The organism is Cohnella baijiui, from assembly GCF_020731285.1.
Lineage (GTDB): Bacteria > Bacillota > Bacilli > Paenibacillales > Paenibacillaceae > Cohnella.
Map to the genome: position 1 here is coordinate 106,196 of NZ_JAJFOW010000009.1, position 24,228 is coordinate 130,423.

At 56.3% G+C, this 24,228-nt stretch carries 22 protein-coding genes and 1 pseudogene; 9 read left to right on the forward strand and 14 right to left on the reverse strand.

Annotated elements, in window-relative coordinates:
- The first annotated feature begins 55 nt into the window (after window positions 1–55).
- From LKX83_RS12105 to LKX83_RS12115, 3 genes and pseudogenes are all read left to right on the forward strand, one after another.
- The gene (locus LKX83_RS12105; RefSeq protein ID WP_227882524.1) at window positions 56–1,765 is read left to right on the forward strand and encodes a S41 family peptidase; all 1,710 of its coding nucleotides are present in this window, start codon (window positions 56–58) and stop codon (window positions 1,763–1,765) included.
- A gap of 469 nt (window positions 1,766–2,234) precedes the next feature.
- Entirely contained in the window at window positions 2,235–2,912 is a 678-nt protein-coding gene (locus tag LKX83_RS12110; protein WP_227882525.1) for a hypothetical protein, read from the forward strand.
- A 209-nt stretch (window positions 2,913–3,121) separates the two neighbouring features.
- Window positions 3,122–3,295, forward strand: a pseudogene (locus tag LKX83_RS12115) (ATP-binding protein); the annotation flags it as partial.
- Window positions 3,296–3,335: 40 nt separating this feature from the next.
- On the opposite strand, the gene LKX83_RS12120 reads toward LKX83_RS12115, so the two are convergent.
- The 3 genes from LKX83_RS12120 to LKX83_RS12130 form a co-directional block, all read right to left on the reverse strand.
- Complete coding sequence (locus tag LKX83_RS12120) at window positions 3,336–4,256, reverse strand: hypothetical protein (RefSeq protein ID WP_227882526.1); 921 nt, start codon at window positions 4,254–4,256, stop codon at window positions 3,336–3,338.
- Between the two features lie 65 nt (window positions 4,257–4,321).
- Window positions 4,322–5,107, reverse strand: coding sequence for an RNA polymerase sigma factor (locus tag LKX83_RS12125; RefSeq protein WP_227882527.1), 786 nt, complete (start codon window positions 5,105–5,107; stop codon window positions 4,322–4,324).
- A 274-nt stretch (window positions 5,108–5,381) separates the two neighbouring features.
- On the reverse strand, window positions 5,382–7,166 hold the full coding sequence (locus LKX83_RS12130; protein WP_227882528.1) for a LamG domain-containing protein: 1,785 nt from the start codon (window positions 7,164–7,166) through the stop codon (window positions 5,382–5,384).
- A gap of 366 nt (window positions 7,167–7,532) precedes the next feature.
- Here LKX83_RS12130 and secA2 point away from each other — a divergent pair, with 366 nt between their 5' ends.
- The 3 genes from secA2 (at window position 7,533) to LKX83_RS12145 (ending at window position 11,578) form a co-directional block, all read left to right on the forward strand.
- Window positions 7,533–9,851, forward strand: coding sequence for an accessory Sec system translocase SecA2 (gene secA2 / locus LKX83_RS12135; protein WP_227882601.1), 2,319 nt, complete (start codon window positions 7,533–7,535; stop codon window positions 9,849–9,851).
- 402 nt (window positions 9,852–10,253) lie between these two features.
- A complete protein-coding gene (locus LKX83_RS12140) occupies window positions 10,254–10,952 on the forward strand; it encodes a DUF4386 domain-containing protein (protein ID WP_227882529.1) in 699 nt (232 codons plus the stop codon).
- Between the two features lie 5 nt (window positions 10,953–10,957).
- On the forward strand, window positions 10,958–11,578 hold the full coding sequence (locus tag LKX83_RS12145; RefSeq protein ID WP_227882530.1) for a class I SAM-dependent methyltransferase: 621 nt from the start codon (window positions 10,958–10,960) through the stop codon (window positions 11,576–11,578).
- A gap of 48 nt (window positions 11,579–11,626) precedes the next feature.
- On the opposite strand, the gene LKX83_RS12150 is transcribed toward LKX83_RS12145, so the two are convergent.
- The 3 genes from LKX83_RS12150 to LKX83_RS12160 form a co-directional block, all read right to left on the reverse strand.
- A complete protein-coding gene (locus LKX83_RS12150; protein WP_227882531.1) occupies window positions 11,627–12,496 on the reverse strand; it encodes a phosphotransferase family protein in 870 nt (289 codons plus the stop codon).
- Window positions 12,497–13,068: 572 nt separating this feature from the next.
- A complete protein-coding gene (locus LKX83_RS12155) occupies window positions 13,069–13,647 on the reverse strand; it encodes a GNAT family N-acetyltransferase (RefSeq protein ID WP_227882532.1) in 579 nt (192 codons plus the stop codon).
- Window positions 13,648–13,707: 60 nt separating this feature from the next.
- Window positions 13,708–14,412 carry a reverse transcriptase domain-containing protein gene (locus LKX83_RS12160; protein ID WP_227882533.1) on the reverse strand — a complete coding sequence of 235 codons (705 nt, stop codon included), beginning with the start codon at window positions 14,410–14,412 and terminating at the stop codon, window positions 13,708–13,710.
- Window positions 14,413–14,926: 514 nt separating this feature from the next.
- Here LKX83_RS12160 and LKX83_RS12165 point away from each other — a divergent pair.
- Window positions 14,927–15,691 carry an SDR family oxidoreductase gene (locus tag LKX83_RS12165; RefSeq protein ID WP_227882534.1) on the forward strand — a complete coding sequence of 255 codons (765 nt, stop codon included), beginning with the start codon at window positions 14,927–14,929 and terminating at the stop codon, window positions 15,689–15,691.
- 423 nt (window positions 15,692–16,114) lie between these two features.
- Here the strand turns inward: LKX83_RS12165 and LKX83_RS12170 are convergent, their stop codons facing one another.
- Both LKX83_RS12170 and LKX83_RS12175 read right to left on the reverse strand, forming a co-directional pair.
- A complete protein-coding gene (locus LKX83_RS12170; protein ID WP_227882535.1) occupies window positions 16,115–16,963 on the reverse strand; it encodes a sulfurtransferase in 849 nt (282 codons plus the stop codon).
- Window positions 16,964–16,991: 28 nt separating this feature from the next.
- Window positions 16,992–18,209 (reverse strand): MFS transporter, encoded by a 1,218-nt coding sequence (locus LKX83_RS12175; protein ID WP_227882536.1) that lies wholly within the window; start codon window positions 18,207–18,209, stop codon window positions 16,992–16,994.
- 162 nt (window positions 18,210–18,371) lie between these two features.
- On the opposite strand from LKX83_RS12175, the gene LKX83_RS12180 reads away from it, so the two are divergent.
- On the forward strand, window positions 18,372–18,851 hold the full coding sequence (locus tag LKX83_RS12180; RefSeq protein ID WP_227882537.1) for a GNAT family N-acetyltransferase: 480 nt from the start codon (window positions 18,372–18,374) through the stop codon (window positions 18,849–18,851).
- A gap of 30 nt (window positions 18,852–18,881) precedes the next feature.
- On the opposite strand, the gene LKX83_RS12185 is transcribed toward LKX83_RS12180, so the two are convergent.
- Window positions 18,882–19,247 carry a TFIIB-type zinc ribbon-containing protein gene (locus tag LKX83_RS12185; protein ID WP_227882538.1) on the reverse strand — a complete coding sequence of 122 codons (366 nt, stop codon included), beginning with the start codon at window positions 19,245–19,247 and terminating at the stop codon, window positions 18,882–18,884.
- 249 nt (window positions 19,248–19,496) lie between these two features.
- Between LKX83_RS12185 and LKX83_RS12190 the strand changes: the two genes are divergently transcribed.
- A complete protein-coding gene (locus LKX83_RS12190) occupies window positions 19,497–19,700 on the forward strand; it encodes a DUF378 domain-containing protein (protein WP_227882539.1) in 204 nt (67 codons plus the stop codon).
- Between the two features lie 115 nt (window positions 19,701–19,815).
- Here the strand turns inward: LKX83_RS12190 and LKX83_RS12195 are convergent, their stop codons facing one another.
- The 5 genes from LKX83_RS12195 to LKX83_RS12215 are packed head-to-tail and all read right to left on the reverse strand — an operon-like array spanning window position 19,816 to window position 24,188.
- A complete protein-coding gene (locus tag LKX83_RS12195) occupies window positions 19,816–20,121 on the reverse strand; it encodes a 4a-hydroxytetrahydrobiopterin dehydratase (protein ID WP_227882540.1) in 306 nt (101 codons plus the stop codon).
- Complete coding sequence (locus tag LKX83_RS12200; RefSeq protein ID WP_227882541.1) at window positions 20,100–20,849, reverse strand: ECF transporter S component; 750 nt, start codon at window positions 20,847–20,849, stop codon at window positions 20,100–20,102. Before LKX83_RS12200 ends, LKX83_RS12195 begins: the two co-directional genes overlap by 22 nt.
- Window positions 20,846–22,513: an ABC transporter ATP-binding protein gene (locus LKX83_RS12205; protein ID WP_227882542.1), complete on the reverse strand. Its 1,668-nt coding sequence runs from the start codon at window positions 22,511–22,513 to the stop codon at window positions 20,846–20,848. The genes LKX83_RS12200 and LKX83_RS12205 overlap by 4 nt, the downstream gene beginning before the upstream one ends.
- Window positions 22,486–23,379 carry an energy-coupling factor transporter transmembrane component T gene (locus tag LKX83_RS12210; protein ID WP_227882543.1) on the reverse strand — a complete coding sequence of 298 codons (894 nt, stop codon included), beginning with the start codon at window positions 23,377–23,379 and terminating at the stop codon, window positions 22,486–22,488. Before LKX83_RS12210 ends, LKX83_RS12205 begins: the two co-directional genes overlap by 28 nt.
- Complete coding sequence (locus tag LKX83_RS12215; protein WP_227882544.1) at window positions 23,376–24,188, reverse strand: DUF4430 domain-containing protein; 813 nt, start codon at window positions 24,186–24,188, stop codon at window positions 23,376–23,378. Before LKX83_RS12215 ends, LKX83_RS12210 begins: the two co-directional genes overlap by 4 nt.
- Between the last annotated feature and the right edge of the window lie 40 nt (window positions 24,189–24,228).

Consider the following 24,228-nt stretch of genomic DNA (forward strand, 5'->3'; position numbering starts at 1 on the left):
CTTCCTATGCTTCCTGTGCAACGCGACTTTTGCGAACAAGCGGGAGGCTGGAAAGATGGGAAACGTGTTGGAAAATGTGCTGGGCGCCTATAAATGGTTAACCCCGTACGAGATGCTGTTGTGCGTCATTCTTCTCTTTTGGTTCGGGCGGCACGCCCTGCCGATTCGTCGTCATCGCCGATGGCTGGATTTCGTGCCGAGCGTCGGTCTGCTGATCGCTATGGCTAGTTTGGTTAGCGGGGATACGACGCTGCCCGCCTTGGTTTTGTACGCACTGAGCGGCTTGCTGTTTTTGTTCACCGCAAGAAGAATCTGGTCGCCACGGCGGCGTGTCCAGAGCAAGAAGCGCCTGGTGCTTCGCAGCGCCTGTTGTGTCATCGCGCTGATCCCGATCATGTTGGCGCTGACGGTCGCGGGAGAGCTGCGCTACAATCCGGCCAGCGACTTTGGCGGGCTGAGCTATTCCCAGGCGTTTATCCGGTTGAACGAGCGGCTGTCCCGGGAATATCCTTTCGGGGACTGGAAAAAGGTCGACTGGCAGGCGTTGGAGCGCAAGTATGCGCCGATCTTTCGGAAGGCGGAGAAAGAGCACGACAAGGAACTGTATTATGCCGCCTTGCGGGAGTATCTCTTTTCGTTGCGGGACGGGCATGTCAAGATCGTCAACGAAGCTTTGTACGCGGATAATCCCGTTTTCCGCCAAGCGGCCGGGGGCGGCTTCGGCATCAGCACCGTCCTGCTGGATAACGGACAAGTTCGGGTGAGCTTGCTGCTGCCGGGCAGTCCCGCGGAGCAGAGCGGTATGGCGCTGGGAGACGAGATTGTCACGTGGAACGGAAAACCCGCCCAAACGGCGTATCGGGAAGTCGAGTGGAGCGAGAATCCGATGGCCACGGACGGCGACCGGCGGATGAATCAGGGCCGATTCCTGCCGCGGGCGGCGGTCGGCAGTCAAGTCGAGGTGACCTACCGGAGCCGGGCGGACCAGTTGCCGAGAAAAGCGACCCTGCAAGCCTACGACGACGAGTACGCCACCCTCAAAGCCACCAAAATCAAGCTAAAGCCGACGGACGTCCCCGTAGAGGGACGCGTGCTCGATAACGGATACGGCTATATTAAAATCCGCTACTTTCTGGCGAATGACGATATGCCCGATCCTGCCCGAGCCTTTGCGGAGATCGTCAAAGGTTTTCGGAAGGCATCCGTCAAAGGCCTCATCGTCGACGTCCGCGACAATCCCGGCGGCGACGACGACCTGGCCGCGGCCATCGCCGGCTACTTGACCGTGCAAAAGCGGCATTACGAATCCGTCAGCTACTATAGCCGGATCACCGGCCGATTCGAACGGAATGCAGGCGAGACCCGCGTCATTGCGCCGAGCAAGTCGGGCTTTCGGGGAAAGATCGCCATTCTCGTGAACCACAGCACGGTCAGTTCGGGGGAAGGCTTGCCAGTGACGCTTAAGGGCCAGCCGAATACGCGGATTGTCGGCTTCACCTCTACGAACGGCTCCTTCGGCGTAGTGAGCCGCCCAATCGAGGCGATCATGCCGGAAGGGTACCTGCTGCGTTTCCCGGATGGACGCTCGCTGGACGCCCATAATGCCATTCTGGGCGATAGCGACGGCGAAGGACGGGGCGGGGCCGTGCCGGACATTCTCGTGCCGCTGAACGAGATGACCTTCGCCGCCAAGTATATCGAGGGGCAGGATGTGGAGCTTCAGACCGCCATAGCGGCGCTGGAGAAGATGGATGCGGCGGATTGAGGGGCGAAGGGAACGGGGCGTCGCAGCGTTTGCGCACGGGAACGGGGTACGACAGCGTTTGCGTACGATAGCGATCATGCCGTTCCGTCACTGTACTGATGGCGGTCATACCGTACCATTGCAGCGCACGATAGCGGTCATGCCGTTCCGTCACTGTACTGATGCCGGTCATACCGTACCATTGCAGCGCATCCAGCCATTGTATATGAAAAATCGAATACATTTTGCTCCAAGAAGGTGAAATGGGCCGACTCTATTTGAAAAACCGAATAAATCGGACGATTTTTGCGGAAATCGGGGCGATTGTATTCGAAAAATCATATAACGCAGCGGCGTGGGACCGGTGAAGACGTTGGGAACGACTTTGGATCTACGTTTGAAAGGTTCTAGAGATAACAATCATTGCGAAGATTAGAGGATTCTGGCGCCGCATGTCGAATTTAGCTACAAAAAGGGGGATTTTACCAGCATGAAAAAGGCAATATTCGTACTTGCGGCAATGGCAGTTATTTCTGCATGCAGTTCCAACTCATCGGCAGGCTCTTCGGAAGACATCAAACAACTGAAAGATCAGATCAGCCAGCTCACTACCGAGAATCAGAAATTAAGGGACGAGCTAGCCAAAAACACCCCACCCGCGCAGACAGAGAAGGAGAAGGGACCGGCTAATGCTGATTCCGATAAGAAATCGAATGAAGGCACGGAAAACGTGCTCGCCCTAAACAAAGCGACCGCCATTCCGGATTTTGCCGAAATGACCGTCAAGAAAGCAAGCTTCACCGCCAAAGTCGTCCCTCCGAAACCCGACAGCTTTTATACGTACTATGAAGTGAAAGACAAAGAAAACATCTATCTCGATACCGTAATCAGCATCAAGAGCCTGCTTGCAGAAAGCAAAAGCGCGGACGAATTTGCGAGCGTGAAAGTCAAATACGACGGCAAATATGAATACGATAGCTTCTCCACTATCGAGGAGCAGGGCGGCGGCAATTTTACCTTTACCAATATTAGCAGCATCGAACCGCTTAAAACGCGGGTGCTGCACTTCATTGCCGAACTCCCCAAAGAGGCGGCCAAAGACGAAAAGCCGGTCGTCATTACCGTAACAATCGAAGGAAAAGACTACCTGTACAAGCTTCGGGGCTAACACTCTTCGGATCTAGCCGAGCATTCCCTATTGCGCTCCCTCCCATTTTGTGGCACATTATAACTATCGAATCGCAAACAAGTGGCAAAGAATGCCCCGCTTCCTTTCCTGATCCGGAGAGAAGTCGGGGCTTTTTTGTGCTTGTCTAAAGGAGCGAATGGAGAATGGGGTTTGAGTCGGAACACGATAAGTGGGTCAGGGGCCATCTGAAAGAATTGTTCGAGCGGTTTAAGAGAGCCGACGAGTCGCGCCATTCCGAGGGATCGGGGCTGGGTCTCGCCATCGCCAGGAGCATCGTCGAGCTGCAGGGCGGCAGCATTCGGATCGATATTCAGGGCGATCAGTTCAACGTGCTGATCGACTTTCCGAAGCAGGAACGTTGACGTCAGCCCCGACCGGACTCTACCGCCCGTTCATGCTGTCCTACGCATCCTGCTCGAGCAGCTCCAGCATTCGTGCAAGCAACGCGACACCCTCCGTCTCCGCTTCCTTGGCTTCCCTTAGCAGAGCGATCGCCCGGGTCGCCTCCGCATCGTTTCCAGGCTCGCCACCGTGCGGGAATGGGAACATATCGCGCATCATCGACAGGTTGCCCGCGACAATGGCATACTGATCTGCGGCTTGGCGAGCCAATTGACGCAGCGGTCCTTCTTCCGGCTGCTTCCAATCCTCCGCCATCTCCTTCAAGAACTGTACGGCGAACTCGCGCGCATCGCAAACTTTTCCTGTATTGACGGCATTGCCGAACGGATTGGCGGCTCTCCGCTCAAGGGCGTATATCCAGGCATCGAACGCGGCCAGTCCGTTGCGATGTCCCGCACTCTCGTCCTCCCGGAACTGCTGTACATGCGCATGCTCGAGTGCAAGCTTCAACGCGCCTCTCAGCATCGTTCGACGATCAACGGGCTTCGAGTCCGTGATCGTAAGCAAATACAACTCCGTCACCTCGCCGCGCCCCAGCTTCTCGTAGGGCAGTTCGCCATCTCGACGAACGTCGCGGCATTGCAGCATACGGGTCTCATCGTCGTAGCCGTAGATGACACCCCATTCGGGTATGAACAAGTCCCAGCTTAATGCCGGGATGCCTGCATCCAGACTTGTCTGGATCATCGCCAGCGCCGTCTCGAGCTCCTCTGGCGTCGGTGAGATGTGATTTTGTCTGCCTGTCGTCTGTACGGTATATCCCAGATTGCGCAACGCTTCCGCGTGCCTCAGCTGCCAATCGAAAAAGGAGTAGCTTCCAACCTCTACTTCCTCGCTGTCGATAATGATGCGGAATGCATGAGCGGTAAAGCCCATGACGTCCGTGTGGGACATCCCCTTTTTGTCGGTGTATTGCACCATGCTATGAATACTCTCGGTGTCGGTATTGCGGCTCCACGTAAAATCATTTCTTGGATTTCCCGCCATTACTCTCCATCCCTCCATGCGATACGAATACAAGGCGGAGCCAGCAGCTTTCGCTTTGGCTTGCCAAGTGCCCTTCGCTTATCAATGTACATGCTGACGTGGACGCGAAGTCTTTCATGCTGCACCTTCATTCGGGCACGAGATATGCTGTTGTAGATACTAGCAACGGAGGTATGGAGAAACGCAGCGATGTCCTGGGGCGACAGTTGGTCCAGGAAAAACCGTTCGAACACGTCCTTCTCGCGACTCGTCAGGCAATGCAGCAGGCTTCGGATGCCTTCGATCAGCTCCTGGCGCAGCAGAACGGAAGTCGGGTCGGACGTCTGTCGATCCGACTCAAGCGCACTTAGGCCAAGGCGGAACAGAACATCGTCGATCGTCCAGCGTTCATCCTCGCTATGTGCGGACAGGACAGCCATAGCACGGTTCGCATTTGTCGGTGTTGTCCTGCGTTTGGGGAAGCCCGTCCAGGCCGTGAACGGCCGTTCCTTGCCGTGAGGTCCTCCCCGGCGCAGCTTCATGTACGCCTCATTGCGTACGATCCGCGATAACCAAGGGGCGAAGCGCCGCTCATCCATCAGCGATCCAAGCTTGAGAAATGCTTTCACTAGCGCTTCCTGCACGATATCCTCGGCCATATGCGAATCCTGGGTCAGCGTCTGCGCCACGCCAATCGCTCTTGCCCGATGCCGACGCACCAACTCGCCGAAGGCGTCCGGATCGCCTTCCCTTGCCCTAGCCACAAGTTCCTGATCGGGCTTTGGCTCCTTTTCCGCCTGCAACATGTTCCCTCCTTCGTCCACATCAGTTTAGATGCCACAGCTTCGAAATTCCTAACCGGATTCAAGCCATGTCCGCCTGTACAAAACGTTCGGAAGGAAACCCAATGCCAATTTTAACGTTTATCATTAAATCGACGATTCTATTCGACAAATCATACAGGTTCTTGTTTGCAAGCTGACTGTTAAGCGAAAAGCCCAAAAAGAGCCGCACCAGCCCGCCTCCCGGCAAACTGTCACAGCCCTCCAATCCGGATTCCTCTCGTAACCGATCCAATCATCAAACAGATAGGTGGTCGACCATGCGTTGTAATACCTTGAGCCCGGCAACCTCCGCTTTCCGCGCTTCCTTGAGCAGCCGGATGGCTTCGGATTTCAATCGCGGATCGGTCGTATCTGCCCCTTGCGGGAACGGGAACAGCTCACGCAAATATACCCAAGTTCGATAGCTTGTCAAATAAACATCGGCCGCCTCCAGCATCAGATGCTGCAAAGCATGATCCTGAATCCCCGTACAATGGGTAATGGCCGATTGGGTAAAGAATGGAATCAAGTACTGCCGCGTAGAAGTAAGCCATAAGAGATTGTAGCTTGTAAAGAAACGATGTGCCGCCTCTGTCTCGAAAGCCGTAATCCAAGCATCGATAGCGGCGATTCCGTTTTTTCGCCCATCCTCTCCCGTTAGTCCCTCTCCCTCCATATGCCGAATGGCAAGAGAGAGCGCCTTCCTTAACGTGCTCCGATACGCTGTGTCTTCTTGCTCCGAGTATCTGGTAACGCTAAGATGCGGATGCGAAGTCTCGCTCTTCTCGCGAAGCGCCAGCACGAACATTTCCGGATCTATGGAATTGCCATGAAGCGGACGCCGACCAAAATCGTCATAAGACAGCTCTCCGCCGTCCCGTGCGTTAATATCTTGAATGTTCAATACGCTGCGCTTGTCATCGTAGCCATAGATAAGTCCGTACTCATAGTTGTCCAGGTTCCACCCGATAACCGGATATCCCCGTTGAATACTGTCCCGAACCATGTATAACGCTCTTTCGACGGTATCTTCCTCCCAGTCGCCGCCATGGATATTCGCAGCGAGAACCTCCATATCGAAACCCAGGTTCTGCAGCGCTTCTTGAAGCAAGCTGCCGTTCCCGAGTACATCCATGGGCGCCACGGTCGTATCCGTATTTATGGCGAACCCCTGTCCCGTATAAACTAACGCTTGAGGCCAACTCGTCTGCTTATCCGAATACCGCATGACGCCATACAGAGCGAGCGCAAATGAATTATAGCAGTCGTTCCACTCGATTTTGCGGAAATCCAACGTCTTCCTTACGCGAATCGGCTTGTTCATCCACTTCTTGGAGGCTGCCGCTTTGCGAACGATACGCGGTGGTTCGGGCGTCGTCCCAGGATTACCGACATATCCTTGTTCAGCATAGAGCTCGAGAACCTCGTTGTCCGTTAACGATCTATCGTATATTCGAATATCGTCCAGCACTCCATGGAACCAGAACCGCTTCTCATCGGAGTTCTTTTTGCCAATATAGATGAGTTCTTCGACGTTGGGGCGGAATGAACCGGTTTGCACATCCTGCAGCTCGCCGTTCACATAGAGCTTGTGTTGCGTCTCATCATAAATCGCGGCAAAGTGATACCATACGCCTTTCTGGATAGGTTGCTTCCCGACCGCATCCTTCGATTGTCTCATTCGATGCCAGGTCACATACTCTCCTTTGGTGCTCAATTGAAATACGCGTCGGGATTGATCGAGCATGCGACCATGATCGTCCTGCGAAACGATGGCACTGTTCCACCCTTTCAGCGCTGCTTCCTGATCGTACTTTACCCAAACGGACAAGGAGAAGGCCCCCGCGTCAAGGTTCGGGAGGGGGTTCAGCACAATGTAATCGCCCTTACCAGAGAACGCATAAGCGCTATCTGCTTGACCAAAACGATCTTCCGTTAATGTAGCGCCTTCCACCCTCCCATGAAGACCATAGTCGCTCGTATCCTCCGCATTGCCTTTAAATAAATATTCACCTATCAATCCTTGCCGCAAGCTGCTCATACCCATTCCTCCCGACGGTGTAAGATTTTCTCTGCAATCGGTTTCAAAATTTCAAGCCACCTCAAGACTTTCTATCCTATACAACGAATTTTTTTAAATGTCAGATACGGGGGTTAGAACATTTATTCGATCCGCATAGAGAAAAATCCTTTTTCTCCCATTTTACTGATTTCATGTTTGTCGCGTCCAACGCGTTCTCCCGTCTCCTACTCTTCTCCCGCCGCGATCGGATTCTCCGCGTACGAGATCCAGTCGCTTCCGCTGTTGTATGCTCTTCGAGAGCCATCCGAGCACACCGTGAAACCTCCTTGCGCAACCAGCGTATACCTATCAATATTTGGTAGCCAGGGGAGGCTCAGGGTGCGCATGAACATTGCCGTCAAACTGGTGCAAAAGGTGAATGAACGCGACGCGCTTCACAAGCTGAAAGGTTATCGGGACAAAGCCGAAACGATAAATAAACGGGATTTGCGAGCGTGGAACGACGATCGGCTAAAGGCCGAATCCAGGCGGCTTCAAAGCGAAGCCAAGGCTGGCGCGCCGCTCGACAAGCTGCTGATCGATGCTTACGCACTCGTTTGCGAAGCGGCGCAGCGAACGCTTGGCATGCGGCCATACGAGGTTCAAATGATGGCGGCTATTGCCCTTCACGAAGGGAATTTGGTCGAAATGCAGACAGGCGAAGGGAAGACGCTTGCGGCCGTTATGCCGGCGTATTTAAACGCGATAACGGGCAAAGGTGTGCACGTCCTGACGTTTAACGATTATTTGGCGAACAGGGATGCGGAGTGGATGGGACCGATTTATCGGTTTCTCGGACTATCGGTAGCCGCGATTCAAGCGGGCATGAGCTTGGCCGAGAAAAAGCAAGCTTATTCGGCGGACATTACGTACGTGACGGCCAAAGAGGCGGGCTTTGATTATTTGCGCGACTCGATTGCGATGACCGCAAGCGACACCGTCCATCGGGCTTTTCATTACGTGATCGTCGACGAAGCGGATTCACTGCTGCTCGACGAGGCGCGTGTTCCGCTCGTAATTGCAGGCGAAGCTGCAACTACTGGAAACGACGATACAAGGTTCGCGGCTGTGGCCAAGCAATTGCATCATGAAGAGCATTTCGTTTTCGATGAGTTTAAGCGTAACATCTACTTAACCGAAGCCGGCTCCGAAAAGGTAGAATCGCTATTGCACTGCGGTAATTTGTACGAAAGCCATAACCATTATTTGTTAACGTCCATCAATTGCGCTCTTCATGCAGAGGCTCTATTACAACGGGATATCGATTACATTGTACGCGACGGTAAAATCGAACTGATCGACGAATATACCGGACGCGTGGCGGAAAACCGGCATTTGCCCGACGGGCTGCAAGCCGCGCTGGAAGCGAAGGAAGGGCTTAGTCCGAAAGCCGGCGGCCAAGTACTCGGCACGATCACGCTTCAGCATTTGCTGAGCTTATACCCGAAAATCAGCGGAATGACGGCTACCGCCCAAGCTTCGGCGATCGAATTCGAGGATATTTATTCGCTGCAGGTGGTTCAAATTCCGCCCAATCGTCCCTGTATCCGAATCGATCACCCTCACAAAATCTATACCCACAAGGAAGCGAAGCTGAAAGCGCTGGTCGCCGAAATCGCGTCCGTCCATGCGACCGGAAGGCCGATTCTGATCGGCACGTCGAGCGTCGAAGAGTCGGGCATGTTGGCGGAGTGCCTTCGGCAAATCGGCGTGAATGGCCATGTGCTTAACGCGAAAAACGATTCGGAAGAAGCCGAAATCATTGCCAAAGCGGGAGAGATCGGCGCCGTGACAGTGTCCACGAACATGGCCGGGCGCGGCGTGGATATACGGCTTGGCGGCGGAGACGCGAAGCAGGCGGATGTTGTCGCGAAGCTTGGCGGTTTGTATGTCATCGGTACGCTCGCGAATGAAAGCAATCGAATCGACGACCAATTGCGCGGTCGCGCAGGCCGGCAAGGAGATCCGGGGGCGTCCAGATTTTTCGTAAGCTTGGAGGACGATTTGATTTTGCGTTTCGGCATCGACAAAGCGATCCCCTCCTCCTTCAAGAAACTCAAACAGGACGAGCCGCTCGATGAAGCGATGCTGCGCAGCAAAATCGGCCACATTCAGCACGTGATCATGGGCCAAAACTTCCACATCCGCCAAGAGCTGAACCACTATTCGGATATGGTGGAGGAGCAAAGGCGCATCCTGTATAAAGATCGCCTCGCTATTTTGACCGGCGAAACGCCAATGAGCCCCTCGGAACAGCGCGTCAGATTGTTTTATATCGACAAGTTTTGGGCCGAGCATCTCGCATATGTTTCGTATATTCGCGAAGGCATCCATTTGGAAGGCCTTGCGAACCTCAACCCGATCGACGAGTTTCATGCGCGAATTATACATGCGTTCGAACAAATGCCGGCGAAAATAGAAAAAGAAACTTCGAGCATGTTGGCAAGGCTCGGCCATTCGAACGATCCTTCCGAGTGGGAACGGTTAGGCTTGAAAAGCCCTTCCTCGACGTGGACGTACATCATAAACGATCAGTATGCGCAAAAGGCCCTTCTAGCCCCCGTCGCCGTGGGTCCCGACATTATCGGTGCTATCACGCTTGTCCTTAAACCTGTCGCCAAACCTGTCCTCGACTGGCTTTTTAGAACGCATCGTTGGCGGTAGGCGAGCGATACTTGCACGAGTAACAGTAACTTCCGTTGTGGTCGCTTTGTTGTATTGATTTTATGTTGATTGACTCGGTTATTCATTTCAAACTGTTAACCCGCATACGATAACCGGAACGGCTGTCGCTATTGCGGGGAAATTTCGTCGGATTCTTGTTTGCAAAGCATCGGTTGCAAACGAAGAACCCAAGTAAGGTCAACGACAATCAAGTGCCTTATTAATGTAGATGCACGAGAAAAATCAAATACTCAACTCGACCAATCCGCGTCCGACGCGGCCTCTCGGCTCTTATTCTTCGCCCGTCGCGATCGGATTCTCGCTATACGATTGAACGGGGGTTTTCATCATCGCTACTTCTTTGACCTCTTCATTCGCACGTCCTTTAAAAGGAGGTTAATTATGTTGAGGAAGAGTACAAATTCAGGTAGAAGGTCTGCAGTAATTACTGGGGTGTTATTAATAGCCGGGTTGGTTACAGGTATATTTAGTGTTGTTCCTGTTATAGATGGAGCAGACTACCTTGTCAAGGCTTCTACTAATGAAAACCAGGTACTAATAGGGGCGTTTTTCCAGTTGTTAATGGTTGTTGCATATGTCGGTATTCCTATTTTGATGTATCCGATTTTAAGTAAGCATCATAAAGGTTTAGCTCTTGAATCTGTTGCTTTCGGCATCATTGCGGGTGTGTTCATTATTATTGGTGTAATCATTCTTCTATTGCTATTGACGTTAAGCCACGAATTTGCAAAAGTTGGAACCCTGAATGGTTCGTATTTTCAGACCCTGGGTGGATTGTTGCGGGAAGGACGTGATTTGGTGAACCATGTGGCAACGACACTTGCATTTGTTTTGGCTTTGTTCTTGATTAGCTGCATATTTTACCAAACAAAATTAGTCCCACGTTGGTTGTCAGTTTCGGGTCTTATTGGGTCTACATTGTCTATATCGGCAAGCTTATTATTTATGATTCGCTTCATCGGTCTGGATGCAACATACATGATATTGAACATTCCAATAGCCTCTCAACAATTGGTTTTGGCTATATGGCTAATCATTAAAGGATTTAACCGGACGGATACTCTAGAAAAGAAGGTGTAACTGAAATGAATAAATCAGAAAGTTTTTGGGATAAAACGGCAAGTAAATATGATCAAATAGAGATGAAGGATGAACAAACTTACATCAATATAATAAATAGAACGAAAACGCATCTCAAAATAAGCGACATTGTTTTGGATTACGGCTGTGGGACTGGATTGATATCGAATGAAATTGCAGAATATGTAAAAGGAATGCATGCGATTGATATATCTTCTAATATGATCGCCATTGCCGAAAACAAGGCAAAAGAGCGGAACATTGCAAATATTAACTATGCTCACACAACCATTTTTGATGAAAGGTATGAGAAAGGTTCATTCGATGTCGTCATGGTCTTTCATGTTCTGCATTTGTTGGAAGATGAACAGATCGTTCTGCAAAGAATAAATGAACTGTTGAAACCAGGAGGATTATTGATTTCTGCAACACCATGCGTGGGAGAAAAGATCGTTCTAAAATACTTGTTATTGTTTGCAGGCAGAGTTGGTTTAATGCCGAATATCAAATCATTTAAAATACGCAATTTAGTCGATACAATTGAGGAAGGGAATTTTTCAATTGTCGAATCGAATTGCTTGAAGAAAAGTTCTCAGGAATATTTCGTTATTGCTAGGAAGATTTGATAGGGGCCACCTGGTATCTTACCTGTTAGTAACGGCCTTTTCGGATGATCATTGATAATTAAATATGCCGTTCTTAAACGCTTCTTCATCATTGTTCTCAATACCAAATAAAGCTTCTTGAAGCGCAAATGTGCCCCTGTAAAACCTCATTCGCGATTCAGCGCCTTGAAGATCAGGGTAGAATTTGTACATCTGTTTCAAAAAATCTTCTCCGTATCCGCTTATTATGGCGGCAGCATCCACAGCGGGATCACCTACATGCGATCCGCCAAAATCAATTACGCCTGCAACTTTCGGAAGGTGATGATCGATCAATATATTTCCCGCACCGAAGTCACCATGCACAAATGCTGGTTTATATTGAAAGTTCATTGTATCATTCAAAAAGTCCTCGAAATGCTTTCTTATGAGTACTTGACTCTCATTGCTCATATAACGAAACAGTTTCTCTTGAATACGTATGTACATGTCCTCCCAATACTTATATTGATTTTTTTGATAGTGATGATCGACGAACTCTTCTTGTAAAGGAACACTGTGCAATTCAAATAAAAATTGTGCCAGCTGGTTGGCTATCAGATCTAAATCTTCATGGCCCATAGCGTGAAAAGCTTGCATGTCGAAAATTTTTCCCGGTATCCTACGATAGCCTACAAATATCTCTCCCACAGTCTGCGATTCGAGGCTCTCATAAATAGGGTTTGGTATATCAAGAGTAATGTACTTGTATATGAACTTTAATAACCGCGTTTCTTCATGTAACTCTTTAATGCCTTGATGATATTTGGGGAAACGGAAGATGAGTTCATTATTGACCTCAATGACCGTGTTGTTTTGACCGTTTTCATTGAGGATGACCGAATGGATTCGTAGGTTTGGGTACACTTCCAGTATTTTTTGTGCATAGTTCTTCAGCATAAATAGCCTCCATATGAATGGTATTCCAAACAGCGACAAACCAGGAAACCATTGACCTGTATCTTGTTCGCTCGGATTTCCAAAATTTATAGTTTATTATATATGAACTTTTGCCAAACTGTACGTCAAGAACGGCGGTGATCCGTTTTCGCTGCAAAAAAATACTCGGACACCACGACATAAGCATGGTACGAAATACGTCCAGTTGAACAACCGCGACATTACAGGGTTTGTGGCTGATACCGGGAACGCCAAGATGCCAAGCGAATTGCTCCCAAAAGCAGTCGGACTCTTGCTCCGCACGAAAGATTGCGCCGCACTTGTTTGTGGATGAAGCAAAACCGACAAGCGTTCAATAACAACCTGACCCGACCGCCTCACCGTGGCTGGCTCCGGGGTTCCTGCAACCGCTTTCTCCAACCTCTTGTTTGCAAGCTGTTGACAGAAAAGCCCAAAGAGGGCTGCAACAGCCCGCCATCGGTAACCTGTCACAGCCCCAAAACCCGCGTCCGACTCGGCCTCTTCACACAGATTGTTGGTGGCTGTTTGCAATCATTCCGCTATACCATCGCTTATTGCTTGGAGTTGGCATTTAAGAGCTGCACATATTCATCCTTGGTTAAACCAAATAGAATAGAGTTTAAATATTGGCCATTCGTGTAGTAGACTTGGCGACGAACTCCCTCTTGAATACAACCGACTTTTCTCAACATCGCGGCAGAGGTTTCGTTTCCTTCAAGCACATTATCATTAAACTTATTCAGTCTGCGCTCAAAAAAAGCATACTTCAAAAGGATGTGTACAGCTCTTGTGCCGTATCCCTTGCCTCGGTGGTCTCTGTCGATTTGAATACCAATACTGAAAGTGCCGTTTCTTTCGTCGATGCTGTTTAGGTTGATTCCGCCAACATTCTCGCCATTCATGTTTTCAATTGTAAACATAAGACGATTCGAAGAGAAATCGGAGAAGTTTTCCGCGAACGTCTTTGCCTCTGTAATTGTTGGCGGTAGCTCAACTGCGCATTCAAGAAGACGCCGTGCAGGAGTATCAAACCTATTGATGTAGTGTTCTTCCCAATCTTCCGGCTGTATTGCGCGTAACCGTATCACTTCATCCTGCCAAAAATAATTACTATAATCTATTTGCCTCATCTATTTTTACCTCCATTCTTCTCTCGATTTTACCTGGGTAATCCAATATGGAGGTAGTATTTATTCGTTATAAGTAATCTGTCCGTTCGCAGTGGCCTTTCCTCGAATAAAGCGAATAATCCATACCCACCCTGCGGCGTTCCCTGCTCGTTCAGGCGGAAGCTGCCTCCCTCCATGATTCCGGCTTTCAGAAAGCTTTCCAGGAGCCGGAGCACGCTTCCGTCCACGACGGTCCACTTTACCATCTCCATTAATTTCTCGTGCGGGATGGCGTCGAAGTACGATATCCGCATCGATGACAAAACGATATCCGTCCGCCAGATCCTTGCGGATGTTCTCGAGCGCCATGTGCGCGCTTCTTCCGGGCCGGAATCCATAGCTGCATGCCATGAACTGTTCTTCGAAGAGGGGTTCCAGTACCCGCCTTGCTGCGGCTTGCACCACTCGGTCTTCCACGGTAGGAATCCCCAGCGGTCTTTGCGTTCCGTCTGCTTTCGGGATATAGACGCGTTTTACCGGCTTGGGCCGGTACTTCTTGTCCTTTAGCGCCTGCTGAAATCCCTCTAGATTAGACTCCAGCGTCGATTCGTATGCCTTTACGGTCACCCGATCCACCCCTGCCGCTCCACGGTTTCGCTTGACCTCCCGGAAGGCTTCCTCCAGGTTTGGCTTCGCCCAGATCTTGTCGATGAGGCTGTACCATTTTCGTCCTGCTTGCGTCTTTACTCCTTCACGAGCGTGCTTGTCCTGCCTTAGTTCTTCCATGCCCGTTCTCCTCCCCTCGCAGTTCCGCGGTTCGTAGCCTTGCGGCAATCTCCGCTTCCCTGCCGGTACTCGCCCCAGACGGCTTCTCCTTATGTTCATTCCCCGGCTCTACGCACCTCTTGGCTCCCCGGCTCCTGTCTGGCACATGGTTCCCCACACTCACGCTTCTTTCACGGTTCCAGGCTTCGCACAAGTCCTCGCCTTTTGGGTCGGGGCCTGCATCGACGACGTTCTGCGTCGATTCACTTGCCTTTGCGGCCTTTCCGGCAAGCTTTTTAGCTACTATCCCTTCTTTTGACTGCTTACCACCCGTATCCGCAACCTTGATCTTCACGACCTTGGTCTCGGTTACCAAAAAAAAAATTTGGAGACGATAAGCCCTCCTTGGGTCACGTCAAACGACTTTCCCCCGAATCCAATTGACGATAAACATGAATTCCGAATGAGAGAGCAACATCTCAAACGTCACCTTGCAATATAGTTGACCATGAATTCCAAACAAGGAGATGAAGGCATGAGTAAGTTGAAGGGTAAAATCGCTTTAGTAACCGGTGCAAGCCGGGGGATTGGTCGTGGCATTGCGTTGCGTCTAGCGCAGGAGGGCGCAGTAGTTGCAGTACACTATGGAAAAAGACAAAATGAAGCAGAGGAAGTTGTTCATCAGATAGAGCAAAATGGAGGTGCCGCATTCGCGATCGGTGCTGACTTAAGTACCCTTAACGGCATTCATGATTTATATGCGACTTTGGATGAAGCCCTTCAGGAACGTACAGGCGATAATCGTTTTGACATTCTTGTGAATAACGCTGGAATCGGACAAATTTTAACCTTTGAAGAGACGACGGAAGAATCTTTCAACGAGGTCATGAACATTAATGTCAAAGCACCGCTTTTTGTTACCCAACAAGCTTTACCGCGTCTGAGAGATGGAGGCCATATTATCAATATCTCTTCGTTTGTAACACGTGTGGCCTCCCCCAGTGTTTTCGCCTACAGCATGTCGAAGGGTGCAGTCGACACGCTTACGCACGTCTTGGCTCAACAGCTTGGGAGCCGTAATATTACGGTGAACGCCATCCAGCCTGGCATCATTAATACAGAGATGAATGCCGGGACGTTGCAAAATCCCAATGGACAGAAATCTGCCGCTGGTCTTTCAACCTTTAAAAGGTGGGGGGAGCCGGAAGATGTTGCAGATATTGCTGCCTTTCTGGCCTCGTCGGACAGCCGTTGGGTCACTGGTCAATTAATTGATGCAAGTGGCGGATCTCATCTGTAAATTAACGGGTCTTTGCTCCGGTTGATTGCCGCTTGCCATATCGATGGCAGCGAAGGAAAGTCGTGACGAAAGTTTGGCGGAGCAAGTTTTGCTACGTTGTTACCAGAAGAAACCAATGCGAATCGGAATACCGGGAACGCACCAAATGCAATCGAATCGCTCCGTATGACGATCTTGCACTTGCTTCACACGAAAGGATTCACCGTTCCTGTTCTGGGCGGACTGAGACAAGGGGGGACAAGCATTCAAGAACAACCTGTCTCGACCGCCCTGCTGTGGCTGGCTCCGTGCTTCCTGCAACCACTTTCCTCGACTTCTTGTTTGCAAGCTGTTGAACGGAAAACCCAAAGAGGGCTGCAACAGCCCGCCTCCCGGCAACCTGTCACGGCCCTCCACCCCGCGTCAGACGCGGCCTCTCGGTTCTTACTCGTCTCCCGTCGCAATCGGGTTTTTGCTATAAGAAATCCAATCGCTCCAGCTTCCGCCGTACAGCTTCACGTTCGCGAAGCCGGCTTCCTGCAGCGCTAGCACGTTCGGCGTCGCCGTAACGCCGGAACCGCAGTAGACGATGATCTCGCCATCCTGCGGCAGATCGGCGAAGCGGGCGCGCTGCTCCTCCGGCGACTTCCACGTGCCGTCCTCGCGGCGGCCGGCGCTCCAGACGCGGTTGATCGCGCCCGGAATATGCCCCGCCTTGCGGTCGAGCGGCTCCACCTCGCCGCGGTACCGCTCGGGGTCGCGCGAGTCGATCAACACGGCCCCGCCATGCAGGGCGACCTCGCGAACCCGCTCCACGCCGACCAGCATGTCCGGGCGAGGCGCCGCCTCGTACGCCGTCGGAACGACGACCGGCTGATCGGCCGTCGTCGGGTAGCCGTCCCGAACCCACGCCGAGTATCCTTCTTCCATCACGTATACTTGCTCATGGCCGAGATATCGCAGCACCCACCAGAGGCGCGAAGCCATCGCGCCGCCCTGGTCGTCGTAGGCGACGACGCGCGACTCGCGGCTGATGCCGGCCCGGCCGAGCCGCTCCGCCAGCGTCTCGACATCCGGCAAGGGATGGCGGCCGCCATGCTCGCTGATCGGCGCGGACAGATCCCGTTCGAGATCGACGTACACCGCGCGAGGGATGTGGCTCTCCGCATAGGTTTCCTGTCCGGAAGCCGGCTTGCCGAGCTGGAACCGGCAATCGACGACGACCAGGTCCGGCTCGTAGAGCCGCGCCAGCAGCCATTTTTTCGAGACGACGTGCTTCGGTTGGTTTGTCATGATTGGGTCATTCCCCTTTCGAAATGGGTTAGATGCCTTTCGGATGAAGCCCCGACTGGCGGGCCGAACGGCTCGCGGCAGCCGCGGCGAAGATGATCGCCAGCATCAGCACCGCGACGACGGCCAACATCCAGCGCGTCGCATCGACACCGTGCTGGTCAAGGAACCATCCGGTCCCCTTGGGCAGCACCGCGCCGCCGAGCAGACCGAACGCCATGAGCAAGCTCGTCGTTCGCTCGGTCATGCCCGGCGCGGAGCGGTTCGCGAAGACGAGCGCCACCGCGAACATCCCGGACATCGCGAGTCCCGCGCCGAACGCGAGAACGAACATGGCGGAAGCGCCGCCGCCCAGCGCGCCCATCAGAACAAACATGACGGCCGCCGCGCCGCACATCGCGAGCAGGTAGACGGAGCCGCCCCAACGGTCGGCGAGCTGCCCAGAGAACAGCCGCCCGATCGTCATCGCGCCCCAGAAGACGCTGAGCGCCAGCGTCGCCGACGCGTCGGACAGCCCGCTGCCTTGCACGAGCAGCGAAGGCAGATAATGCGCGAAGCTCATCTCGAAGCCGACGTAGACCGCGAAGAACGCCGCGCACGCGAGCAGCACCGTCCGCGCCGGGCCGCTGCCCAGCAGGCTTCTGCGCGCCGCCGGCGCTTCCCCGCCCTCGCCCTGCGCGGCCTCGGCGTCCGACGACGGACGGTTCAGGATCGAAGGCCAGAAGACCGCCCACAGCAGCAGCGTCAGCGCCGCCAGCGCCCCGACGAGGCCGAACGCCCAGCGCCATTGCTCGATGTTGATAAGCAGCGCGCCGACGAACGGCATGATCAGCGCCCCCGCCCCGAAAAACACCTCGACCCGGCTCATCGCCGTGTTAGCCCTCGGCCCCGCAGAGCTGATGATGAACGAGCCGACGGTCGGCTCCGTGATGCCAAATCCGAATCCCGCGACCGGCGCGATCGCAAGCATGACGCCCCACGAGGGCAGCAGCGTATAGGAGAATTCGGCGACCAGCATGCAGGCGAGCGCGCCCAGCAGCAGCTTGCGCTTGCCGAGCCGGTTCATCAGCCAGGGCGCGCAGAGCGTGCCGATCAGACCGCCGAGAAATTGATTCATGACAAGCTGACCGCCGTCGCCGTATTGGACGCCGTACGCGTGAACCATCGGCTCCATGACCGCGCCGACGACGAGCTGGCCGAGACCGATCGTCAAGTATGCCAGACAACCTAAGAAAACGAGTCTAACCATGTGCCGTATAAGTGCTCCTTCCCGCGATCCGTTATGGAACGCCGACTGTCCTATCATACCACGCGCCGCCCGCCGGCGGCACCGTGCGTCCGGGAAAATCCCTACGGCCGACCCGTTCTATGGTATGCTTGAACGAACGAAGGGACGAGAGGGGTACGGGAAGTGAGCTTGCCTGAATTTCATTTTTGGCCGATGACGGAGCAAGACGCCGCTGCCGTCTGCGAGTGGCGCTACCCGCCGCCCTACGAGATGTTCCGTTGGCTGCCGTGGACCCTGATGGTGCGGCAGCGGCGGGAATTCGGCGATCCCGACATTCGCAGGCAGCAGTATGCGTCCGTCTGCGACGCGGACAGCCGATTGATCGGATATGCGCAATTTTTTCCGATGGAAGGTGTCGTTCGATTGGGGATGGGCCTTCGCCCGGATTGCTGCGGAAAAGGGTGGGGCGCGGCGTTTGCGCGCGCGATCGCGATGGAGGCGTCGTCCCGGCAGCCCGGCGCGCAGATCGACCTCGAGGTGGAGCAGTGGAACGCGAGGGCGATCCGCGCCTACGAACGGGCCGGGTTCAAGATCGAAGACCGGTACGATCGGCAGGCGTCGCACGGAACGATCTCGGTCTATTGCATGGTTTATTCGGGCTAAGGGCAAGCCGAACCGGGTTTCCCGGTCTCCTTAGTCGAACAGGTCGCCGAACACGTCGAGCACCGATTTCTTTTTCTTCTTGTAATGTCCCTGCTGGCTGCCGTACCGCGGATCGCGGCCGTGGTTCGGGTCGTGCCCCTGGTTGTAGCTGCCGGGCTGATTGTAGGTCTGCGGCTGCCCATAGCCCGCCCGACGGCGGCGGTCGTCGTCATCGTCGTCGTCGTCGCGGTAATGCCATTGGTTGTAATCGTCGCGGACTTCTCGGACGTCGGACATAAGCTTGTCCAGCTCGCCGCGATCCAGCCAGACGCCTTTGCACGCAGGACATACATCGATCAGAATGCCGTTTTTCTCCACTTCGCGCATGCGCGAATCTTCGCAAACCGGGCACTTCATCAAAGATCAGCCTCCTTCTTCGTATTACGACTTAGTACGGCGCCGCCTCCGGTTGGTTCCGCCATTCCAGCCATTGTCATATCTCCCAAGCCTCTCTCATAGGGTGTTAACGAAGTAAAAACGGCTGCGGCGTCCTCTGACGAAAGCGGTCGTTTTTCTCGGCGACGGCCGCGGCCAAAGAGAGGGGAGAACGCTCGCTGCCGGGTCGTCCACGGAAGGACATATCACGCGAAGGAGGCTCTCCATCCCTTGAAAGTACTCAACGTGATCAGCTTGATCCTCATCATCCTGGGCGGCTTGAACTGGTTGTCGGTAGGCTTGTTCGAGTATGACGTCGTCAGCGAAATTTTCGGAGGCAGCACCGAAGTCGGATCCAAGATCGTATACATTGTCGTCGGCGTAGCCGCGCTGTATGCATTGTCGCTGTTCGGCAAGGTGGCCAGGGACGACTGATCGTCTGCCGGTCAATCAAAAAGCCGTTCCCGCGGCGCTCTCTTCGGAGCGTGCGGGAACGGCTTTTTTCTGCGCAGGGATTTGCGTTCTTCGTTTACGGCCCAAGCGGCTCGCTTCAGGCAAGTCGCTGCTGCAGCAGCGCCTCGTAGGCCCTTGCCGAGGCGAGATCCAGCTCCGTCAGTCCCCCGGCGTGCCAGGTGGTCAGCTTGAGCGTCACTTTGCGGTAATCGATGGCGATGAACGGATGGTGATCGTCGGCCTCCGCGACGTCCGCGACCTGCCGCACGTATTCGATTGCCGTGGGAAAAGTCGGAAACATCGCCTTGCGGACAAGCCATTTGTCCTCCTCGACCGACCATTCCGGCAGTTCCGCGAGCGCCGCCTTCCATTCCGCTTCCGTCAGCCGCCGTGCTTTGCCCATCGTTCGTTTCCTCCCTCTTCTTCCCACTGCACGCGCTGCAGCGCGCCGTATTTGCGCCGATAGCGCGCGAGCAGGGCGATCCAGGCCGGACCGAATACGCCTAGGAAAAACAGATTCGCCGCCGCATGCACGCCGTCGAACGGCAGACCGGCCGCATACAGCGCGGCGATCGCGGACCACGAATGATCCCGGGTCCAGAAGTCCAGCACCAGCGTCAGATTCATGATCCATCCGTACAGGAATCCCCAGCAGACGCCGAAGGCCGCAAGCGGCAGGCGCCGCCGCCAGAACGGCCGCCGGTGCGCCAGCAGCCCGGCGGTGTAGCCGGCCAACCCCCAGGCAAACATCTGCCACGGCGTCCAAGGCCCCTGCCCGAGGAACAGATTCGACACGAGCGCGCCGACGGCCCCGACCATCCACCCCGCCTCGGCCCCGAACGCGACGCCCGAGACAACGACCACGAAGGTGACGGGCGTGAAGCCGGGCAACAGCGCCGCGAACGGGAAGCGGCTCACCGCCGCGATGGCCGCCATCACGGCGAGCAGGACGAGCTCTCTGGCCTGGCGCTCCCGGCGTTCGAACCGCAGCAGGAACGGGATCATCGAGAGCAGCACGAGCACGATGCCGATCAGGAGCGCATTGCCGCGCTTCAAGGCGTAGACGGCCAGGAGCAGGTAAAGCGCCGCCAGAACGAACGTTGCCGGCCAGACGGGAAACTTCCGCTTCATCGCGCGCCCGCCTCCTCGGCCGTTCGCCCGTGCGTTCGGAACAGCCGGTGCAGCGAGGTGGCGTAGAAGAGATTGTCGCGGAAAAAGTCGTCCGGCGCCCCGTCCGCCACGATGACACCGCCGAACAGCAGCGCGCAGCGCGTCGCGTAGGCCGCCGCGAACTCGACGTCATGCGTGGCGAGCAGCAGCGTCGTGCCGTCCCGGTGCAGTGCCGACAGATGCTCCGCCAGCCGAAGCTTGGCGAGCGGGTCGAGGCCTTTGGTCGGCTCGTCGAGCAGCAGCGCCCGCGGGCGGCTCATGAGCGTCATGGCGAGCGCGCCGAGCTGCTGCTCCCCGCCGCTCAGGTCGTGCGGGTGGCGGTCCAGCAGCGCCGCGAGCCCGAATTCGGCGGCAGCACGCTCGGCCGCCGCCGCGGGATCCGATAGGCCCGCCTGCCGGGCAGCCTGCCGGAGGTCTTCGCGCAGCGTGTCGTGCGCGTAGTGCAGCACGGGATTCTGCGCGAGGTAGCCGATGGCGGCGAAGCGCTCCGCGGGCGATATGCGCGAGAATTTCGCGCCCGCCAGGCGGACGTGGCCGCGCTGCGGCTGGCGGAGGCCAGCGAGCAGCTGAAGCAGCGTCGACTTGCCGCTGCCGTTGCCGCCGAACAGGACGACCCAGTCGCCGGCGCGCAGCTGCCATTCGAGCCCTTGCAGGACGGCCGGGGCGTGCTTCTCATAGGCGAAGAACACGCCGTCGGCCGAGAGCAGCGCGTCGGCCTCCCGCCGAGGCGCGGAGACGTCTGGTACGGCCACAGCCGACTCGAACGGCACGGACGAGATCTCGCCCGTCGCCGGCAGCCAACCGCGGGCTTCCTTCACCGACAGCGGCGGCTCTCGATGCGGCGCGGCAGCCGGCTGCTCCCGCTCGAGCGCCCACCGGGTGACGCCGGGGAGCGACAGCCGCCAAGCCGGGTCGCCCCGGCGAACGGCTTCCCGCGCGTAATCGCGGGGCGAGCCGTCGAAGACGACCTCGCCCCCATCGAGACGCACTACCCGGTCCGCGATCGGCAGCAGGTCGTCGATCCGATGCTCGCTGAGGACGATCGTCATCGCCCACTCCTCGTTCAGCCGCTTGAGCATGCCGAGGAGCTCCCTGGCCGCCAGCGGATCGAGCTGGGCCGTCGGCTCGTCGAGCAGCAGCACGCGCGGCTGCAGCATGAGCACCGCGGCGAGATTGACGAGCTGCTTTTGTCCGCCGGAGAGCGTGTCAGTGCGCCGGTCCAGCAGCGGCTCCAGGCCGAAGAAGCCCGCCATCTCGGCCATCCGACGCCGCATCGCACCCGGCTCCAAGCCGAGGTTCTCCATGCCGAACGCCAGCTCGTGCTCGACGGTGTCGACGACCAATTGGTTGTCGGGATGCTGCATGACGAAGCCGATCGCGGCCGCGGCCTCCCTCGCCGGCCAACGCTCGATCGGCGTGCCGTCCAGACGGATGGCGCCGGATACGCGGCCGCCGGGAGACAACTCCCGCTTGATCAGCCGGAGCAGGGACGACTTGCCGCTGCCCGAAGCCCCGCACAGCACGACGAATTCGCCGTGCGCCGCCTTCATCGAGACGCGGGAGAGCGCCGGCCGCTCCGCGTCCGGATAGGTGAACGTTACCCGTTCCAGTTCGATGCTCGCCATGCTCTTGCGTCCCTCCATTCCCAGCCCAGCGGCATTGCAATATAGATGAAGTAACCGAGCGCGACCCAACCGTCGCCGCCCGAGAGCGAGACCGGCTCGAGCCGCGGGTAGACGGCGAGCAGCCCCCATCCGCCGGCCCAGCCCGCGAAGAGAGCCGCACCCGTTGCCGCCAGGACGCCGAGCGCGAGGCCGTCGCGCGCGCGGAACCGGTAGGACGAATAAGCGCTTCGCTCGCCCGTCCCGTACCCTCGCGCCTGCATCGAGTCGGCCGTCTGCAGCGCATCTTCCAGCGACCAGGCGAGCAGCGTGTGCAGCAGGCGCGCCCCGCTGCGGACCCGGTGTCCGAGACCGCCCTCCGTCACCGAAATGCCTCGCGTGCGCTGGACTAGCGCAAGGTCGCCCAGCCGGCGGCGCAAGCGCGGGATGAGCCCGGTCGCCATCATGGCGACGAGCGCCGTCTTCGGCAGCAGGCGGGCGAATAGATAAAGGAACTTTTGCTCCGTGAGCACGAGCCGGTAGGTGACGCACAGCGTCAGAACGTTTGCCAACATGATCGCCATCGTCGCCCCGTAGACGACGGACTCGAGCGTAATCGGGATGTCTCCCCAATAGGCCAGAACCGTGCGTCCCCGATGGGAGAGGAGCGGATTGACGATCAGGACGAAAGCGGCGCCGACGAGCATCGGCAGCGCCCACCGGCGCAGCGAGGCGGCGCGGTCCAGCGCGACGTTGGCCAGGATCGCGCCGGCGAGGCCCGCCAGCAGCACGAGCGGGTGAAACAACAACATGCCGAAGGTCAGCCCTCCGGCATAGTAAACGAGCAGGACGACCGGATGCAGCGAGCGGAAGCCGAAGCCCTCTCTCATGGCTGCTTGCCCGAGCCGCCTGCGTCGGTCCCGGCGTTCTTCGCCGCCTCGTCCTCCTCCACATAGTACCAATCCACGCGATCTCCGGCTTCGAGCTTAAACGTACCTGCGCCGACGTCGGCCACCTTGCCGTTCACTTTGTACTTCCAGCCGCTCGTCGGCCCGTCGTCGAACTCGAACAAGCCGTCGATGCCGGCCACATAGGACATGGCGCCGCTGCCGCGAATCTCGTAGGCGAGCTTTCGGGCCTTGGCGCCGCGCTTCAGCACGTCGACGACGGCGTCGCCCTTGCGGAGCTCGACGCTCGTCGCCTTCAGCACCTCGCCCCACTCGGCGTTGCCCGTGACCGACAAGGTGACGGCCTGCGCCTTCGGCTCCGGCGTCACCGACGCGCGCGGAGTGGGCGACGGCGATGCCTTGCCGCCGGACGCCTTGGGCGAGCCGGGCGCGGAGGACGCGCCAGGGGCGGCGCCCGGGTCGGCGGAGGCGGCAGGCGGCTTCGCGTCGCCGCGCTCCGACCGGGACGGCGGCGAGGCGCTCGCCGAAGCGGAGGGCGCGGGCGAGCCCCCGCCGCCGTTCGCGCCGGAGGCGGGGGCGGCAGGCGAGGCGGCCGGATCGGCCGGCGACGCCGACGATAGAGACGCCGAGCCCGGCGCCGGACCGCCGGCCGAGGGCGCGGGCGAGAACGTCCCGGCAGCGTCGGGAGGCGGCGCGCCGTTCGTCGCAGCCGAGCCACAGCCGGCGAGCAGCGGGAGCGCAAGTGCCAGCAACAGGCTGAGCGACCGTCTCCCGATCTCGTTTCGCTTCATCCTCACCCCTCCTCTCCGGCTCCCGCCTTGCATTTCTCTT

Coding starts and splice junctions, on each gene's coding strand:
- LKX83_RS12105 (WP_227882524.1), top strand. CDS start 56: ATGGGAAACGTGTTGGAAAATGTGCTGGGCGCCTATAAATGGTTAACC.
- LKX83_RS12110 (WP_227882525.1), top strand. CDS start 2,235: ATGAAAAAGGCAATATTCGTACTTGCGGCAATGGCAGTTATTTCTGCA.
- LKX83_RS12120 (WP_227882526.1), bottom strand. CDS start 4,256: ATGGTGCAATACACCGACAAAAAGGGGATGTCCCACACGGACGTCATG.
- LKX83_RS12125 (WP_227882527.1), bottom strand. CDS start 5,107: ATGTTGCAGGCGGAAAAGGAGCCAAAGCCCGATCAGGAACTTGTGGCT.
- LKX83_RS12130 (WP_227882528.1), bottom strand. CDS start 7,166: ATGAGCAGCTTGCGGCAAGGATTGATAGGTGAATATTTATTTAAAGGC.
- secA2 (WP_227882601.1), top strand. CDS start 7,533: ATGAACATTGCCGTCAAACTGGTGCAAAAGGTGAATGAACGCGACGCG.
- LKX83_RS12140 (WP_227882529.1), top strand. CDS start 10,254: ATGTTGAGGAAGAGTACAAATTCAGGTAGAAGGTCTGCAGTAATTACT.
- LKX83_RS12145 (WP_227882530.1), top strand. CDS start 10,958: ATGAATAAATCAGAAAGTTTTTGGGATAAAACGGCAAGTAAATATGAT.
- LKX83_RS12150 (WP_227882531.1), bottom strand. CDS start 12,496: ATGCTGAAGAACTATGCACAAAAAATACTGGAAGTGTACCCAAACCTA.
- LKX83_RS12155 (WP_227882532.1), bottom strand. CDS start 13,647: ATGAGGCAAATAGATTATAGTAATTATTTTTGGCAGGATGAAGTGATA.
- LKX83_RS12160 (WP_227882533.1), bottom strand. CDS start 14,412: ATGGAAGAACTAAGGCAGGACAAGCACGCTCGTGAAGGAGTAAAGACG.
- LKX83_RS12165 (WP_227882534.1), top strand. CDS start 14,927: ATGAGTAAGTTGAAGGGTAAAATCGCTTTAGTAACCGGTGCAAGCCGG.
- LKX83_RS12170 (WP_227882535.1), bottom strand. CDS start 16,963: ATGACAAACCAACCGAAGCACGTCGTCTCGAAAAAATGGCTGCTGGCG.
- LKX83_RS12175 (WP_227882536.1), bottom strand. CDS start 18,209: ATGGTTAGACTCGTTTTCTTAGGTTGTCTGGCATACTTGACGATCGGT.
- LKX83_RS12185 (WP_227882538.1), bottom strand. CDS start 19,247: ATGAAGTGCCCGGTTTGCGAAGATTCGCGCATGCGCGAAGTGGAGAAA.
- LKX83_RS12195 (WP_227882540.1), bottom strand. CDS start 20,121: ATGGGCAAAGCACGGCGGCTGACGGAAGCGGAATGGAAGGCGGCGCTC.
- LKX83_RS12200 (WP_227882541.1), bottom strand. CDS start 20,849: ATGAAGCGGAAGTTTCCCGTCTGGCCGGCAACGTTCGTTCTGGCGGCG.
- LKX83_RS12205 (WP_227882542.1), bottom strand. CDS start 22,513: ATGGCGAGCATCGAACTGGAACGGGTAACGTTCACCTATCCGGACGCG.
- LKX83_RS12210 (WP_227882543.1), bottom strand. CDS start 23,379: ATGAGAGAGGGCTTCGGCTTCCGCTCGCTGCATCCGGTCGTCCTGCTC.
- LKX83_RS12215 (WP_227882544.1), bottom strand. CDS start 24,188: ATGAAGCGAAACGAGATCGGGAGACGGTCGCTCAGCCTGTTGCTGGCA.